Source organism: Roseateles sp., assembly GCF_036486225.1.
In the GTDB taxonomy this organism is placed as follows: domain Bacteria; phylum Pseudomonadota; class Gammaproteobacteria; order Burkholderiales; family Burkholderiaceae_C; genus Roseateles.
On the sequence record NZ_DASVNZ010000104.1, the window covers coordinates 1 to 4,371 of the forward strand.

General features: G+C 69.2%; 5 protein-coding genes. All 5 read left to right on the forward strand.

What is annotated here, in order from left to right:
- The coding region (locus VF536_RS07610) for a flagellar basal body L-ring protein FlgH (protein ID WP_331614213.1) at positions 1-549 on the forward strand (549 nt) is incomplete at its 5' end.
- A 54-nt stretch (positions 550-603) separates the two neighbouring features.
- Positions 604-1,728 (forward strand): flagellar basal body P-ring protein FlgI, encoded by a 1,125-nt coding sequence (locus VF536_RS07615; protein WP_331614214.1) that lies wholly within the window; start codon positions 604-606, stop codon positions 1,726-1,728.
- Positions 1,728-2,159, forward strand: a complete 432-nt coding sequence (locus VF536_RS07620) for a hypothetical protein (protein WP_331614215.1) — start codon at positions 1,728-1,730, stop codon at positions 2,157-2,159. The genes VF536_RS07615 and VF536_RS07620 overlap by 1 nt, the downstream gene beginning before the upstream one ends.
- Positions 2,156-3,523 (forward strand): flagellar hook-associated protein FlgK, encoded by a 1,368-nt coding sequence (gene flgK, locus VF536_RS07625; protein WP_331614217.1) that lies wholly within the window; start codon positions 2,156-2,158, stop codon positions 3,521-3,523. Before VF536_RS07620 ends, flgK begins: the two co-directional genes overlap by 4 nt.
- Before the next feature lie 81 nt (positions 3,524-3,604).
- Positions 3,605-4,371, forward strand: a 767-nt coding sequence (gene flgL / locus VF536_RS07630; RefSeq protein ID WP_331614218.1) for a flagellar hook-associated protein FlgL, incomplete at its 3' end; no start/stop codon positions are given.

Consider the following 4,371-nt stretch of genomic DNA (forward strand, 5'->3'; position numbering starts at 1 on the left):
CTGCCGATCGCCGCGACGGTGCGGCCCTCGGGCGGCGGCGTGTTCGCCGCGGGCCGCAGCGCCAGCCTGATCGCCGACACGCGCGCCTTCCGCTCGGGCGACGTGCTGACCATCGTGCTGGAAGAGGCGACGCAGGCCAGCAAGAGCGCCAACACGCAGAGCGGCAAGACGAGCAGCGGCAGCTTCGACCTGGACCTGAACGGCAAGCAGCGTTCGTACGGCATCAACGGCGGGCGCGACTTCAACGGCAGCGGCAGCAGCACGCAGCAGAACACGCTGCAGGGCGCAATCACCGTCGTCGTGCAGGAGGTGACGTCCAACGGCCTGCTGCGCGTGCACGGCGAGAAGAGCCTGACCCTGAACCAGGGCGAGGAGCTGATGCGCGTGGCCGGTTACGTCCGCCCGGCCGACGTGGACAGCGAGAACCGCGTGTCCTCGCAGCGGGTGGCCAACGCCCGCATCGCCTACAGCGGCAAGGGCCATCTGGCGGATGCCAACACGCCGGGCTGGTTCACGCGCTGGTTCAACAGCCCGTGGAACCCGATCTGAGGTCCGCTCCGATCTCCGATCTCCGATCCGATCTCCGTCCACCGCGAGACTCTCATGAAAAAGCGCTTGATCTCCCTGTCCCTCGGCCTGGTGCTCGGTGCGGTCCTCGGCCTGGCCGTCGCTGCGCCGGCGTCCGCCGCGCAGCCGCTGCGCCAGCTCGTCGACATCGAAGGCGTGCGCGAGAACCAGTTGCTCGGCTACGGCCTGGTCGTCGGCCTGAACGGCAGCGGCGACAGCACGCAGGTGAAGTTCGCCGGCCAGTCGGTGGCCAACCTGCTGAAGCAGTTCGGCGTGAAGCTGCCGGAGAAGACCGAGGCCAAGTCGCGCAACGCGGCGGCGGTGATGGTGAGCGCGAGTTTCCCGTCGGGCTACCGCCGCGGCCAGTCGATCGACATCACCGTGTCCTCGCTGGGCGACGCGAAGAGCCTGCGCGGCGGCACGCTGCTGCTGACTGAGCTGCACGCGGCCGACGGCGAGGTCTATGCGCTGGCGCAGGGCAACCTGGTGGTGACGGGACTGAGCGCGCAGGGGCAGAGCGGTTCCAGCGTGACGGTGAACACGCCGACGACCGGCCGCGTGCCCAACGGCGCGTCGATCGAGCGCGAGATCGCGAGCGACTTCGACACCCGGCCGGACGTGGTGCTGAACCTCAAGCGCCCCGCGTTCCAGACCGCGACGCAGATCGTCGATGCGCTGAACCAGCGCTTCGGCGACGGCACCGCGTCGACGCGCGACGGCACCAGCGTGTCGGTGCGGGCACCGATGGAATCGACGCAGCGCGTGGCCTTCGTCGCGCAGCTGCAGGGGATGTCCATCGACGCCGCGCCGGCGCTGCCGCGCGTGATCTTCAACTCCCGCACCGGCACCGTCGTCATCGCCGACGGCGTCAAGGTGCGGCCGGCGGCGGTGTCGCACGGGTCGCTCAAGGTGGTGATCAGCGAGAGCCCGCAGGTGAGCCAGCCCAATGCCTTCAGCCAGGGCCGCACGCAGACCGTGCCGCAGTCGCAGCTGCGCGTGGACCAGGGCGATGGGCGCATGTTCCGCTGGCCGGCGGGGACCTCGCTGCAGGCGATCGTCGACATGGTCAACAGCATCGGCGCGAATCCGGACGATCTGATGGCGATCCTCCAGGCGCTGGATCAGGCCGGCGCGATCGAAGGCGAGCTGCAGGTCATCTGATGAGCGACTTTCCGACTTCCTCTCCGATGCCGTCAGGTCTTGCGCTCGACGGCGCCAAGGATCCCGACGCCCGCATCAAGGCGCAGGCCACCGATGCCGCCGTCAAGTTCGAAGCCTTCTTCATCAAGCAGATGATCAGCCAGATGCGCGCCGGCACGCGCGCGCTGGCGGACGACGAGAACGCGGAGAACAAGCGCGCCAACCAGGACATGCTGGACCTGGCCGACGGTCTGGTCGCCGACGCGCTGGCCCAGCAACGCGCCTTCGGCATCGCCGACCTGATGCTCAAGCAGGTCCTTCCCGCGGCCCTTCCGGCCGCCGGTTTAAGTTCCGCCGCCCCCGCGTCGCCTTCCGGAGGGAAGACCCCCGCGGCCCTGCCGACACGCACAGCCGCACGCGCTCCCGCCTCTTCCGGAACCCCGACCCCATGAGCATCCTCCTCAACGGCCTCACCGGCGCGCAGGCCGCCCAGGCCGCGCTGGGCACCACCAGCCAGAACGTCGCCAACGCGATGACGCCGGGCTACACCCGCACCGGCGTGCTGCTGGGCTCGCTGCAGACGCCGCAGGGCGGCGCCGGCGTGCAGGTGTCCAAGCTGCTGCGCTTCGCCGACAGCTTCAAGAGCGTGCAGCTGTGGCAGGCGACCAGCCAGCTCGGCCAGTACAGCGCGGGGCAGTCCTACATGACCCAGCTCGAGCAGGTCATGTCCGACGACACCGCCAACATCAACAACGGCATCGACCAGTTCTTCGCCGCGCTCAACGCCGCCAGCGTGCAGCCCGAATCCGGCCCGCTGCGCGAGGCCGTGCTGACCGCCGCCGACGGCCTGGTCAAGCGCTTCGACAGCCTGCAGCAGCTGTTCGCCAACCAGCAGACCGCCATCGCGACGCAACGCGACGGCGTGGTCAACCAGGTCAACGCGCTGACGCAGGACATCGCGCTGCTGAACAAGCAGATCTCCGGCGGCCGCGCCACCGGCATGAACGACGCCGGACTGCAGGACGCGCGCGACGAGAAGATCAAGGCGCTGTCCGCGCTGGTCGGCCTGCAGGTCGTGGACACGCCCGACGGCGCCAAGAGCGTGTCGCTCAAGGGCGGCCAGCCGCTGGTCGTCGGCGCCGACGCCGCGGTGATGTCGACCGCCGGCCCGGCCGCGCTGAAGATCCAGTTCGCCAACACCGCGTTCACCTTGTCGGACGTGGGCCAGGGCGGTCAGCTCGGCGGCCTGGCCGATCTGCAGAAGCAGGTGCTGGGGCCCATGCGCACCACCATCTCGGAACTCGCCCTGGGCATCGGCAACGCCTTCAACGCGCAACTGGCCCTGGGCTTCGCGCCGCCGGCCGCGACACCCGGCGCGCCGCTGTTCGACACCAGCGGCGGCACGCTCAGGATGACCGGCATCACGGCGTCGCAGCTGGCGTTCTCCGGCAGCGCCACGGTCAGCGGCGACAGCACCAACCTGACCGCGCTGATCGCGCTGAAGAACCGGCCGATGACCATCACCACCTTCGACGCCGCTGGCAACCCCGCCGGGACGTCGCAGATCGTCACCGGCGACGTCTTCACGCAGCTGGTGGGCAAGCTGGGCGTGGCGAGTTCGTTGAACCAGGGCTCGCAGAAGACCGCGACCACGGTGCGCGACCAGTCCGAGGAGGACTGGAAGTCCAGCGCCGGCGTCAACACCGACGAGGAAGCCATCAACCTGATGCAGTACCAGCAGATGTACCAGGCCAACATGAAGGTGGTGGCCGTGGCGAACCAGCTGTTCGACAGCACCTTGCAGATGCTCGGCTGAGGCTGCGCTCCCCCTTCGTCGCACCCTTTCGTCGTACACCCTTCGTCGCACACCCTTCGTCGCCTTCCGGAGAAGCTTCCCATGCGCATCGCCAGCAATCAGTACCACACGACGATGAACAGCGCGCTGCAGGCCGCCAACGAGGGTCTGACGCATGTCATGCAGCAGATGGCTTCGGGCCAGCGCGTGCTCAAGCCGTCCGACGACAGCATCGCCGCGTTGCGTCTGGCGCGGCTGTCGCGCGAGGAGTCCGCGCTGGACCAGTACCGCGACAACATCGGCGCGCTGCAGAGCCGGCTCAAGACCAGCGAAGTTTCGCTGGACAGCATCCGCGAGGACCTGCAGGCCACGCGCGACCTGCTGGTCTGGGCGGCCGACGCGGGCAACACCGGCGACGACCTGAACGCGATGTCGGGCTCGATCAAGACGCTGCACGACAGCCTGCTCTTCCTGGCCAACGGCAAGAACGCGGAGGGCCGCTACCTGTTCTCCGGCACGGCCAGCGACCAGCCGACCGTCGACCCGGCCTACAACTTCCTGGGCAACACGCAGACGCAGCAGGTCGCGGTGGCGGACAACATGGCCATCGGCGGCAACGTGTCGCTCGAGGGCATGGGCGCCTTCCTGCAGCAGCTCAACGCGCTGGGCGGCCAGCTGGCGACGCCGGGCGTGACCGCCGAAGGCGTGCATGCCGATGTGTCCGCGATGATCGCCGCGCTGGACCAGACGCTGGGCGACGTGGCAGGCAAGATCGGCCAGCTCGGCGGGCGGCAGAACATCCTGGACACGATAGACACGAACCATGCCTCGGTCAGCCTGGCGAATCGCCAGAGCGCGCTCGACCTCGG

Coding starts and splice junctions, on each gene's coding strand:
- VF536_RS07615 (WP_331614214.1), top strand. CDS start 604: ATGAAAAAGCGCTTGATCTCCCTGTCCCTCGGCCTGGTGCTCGGTGCG.
- VF536_RS07620 (WP_331614215.1), top strand. CDS start 1,728: ATGAGCGACTTTCCGACTTCCTCTCCGATGCCGTCAGGTCTTGCGCTC.
- flgK (WP_331614217.1), top strand. CDS start 2,156: ATGAGCATCCTCCTCAACGGCCTCACCGGCGCGCAGGCCGCCCAGGCC.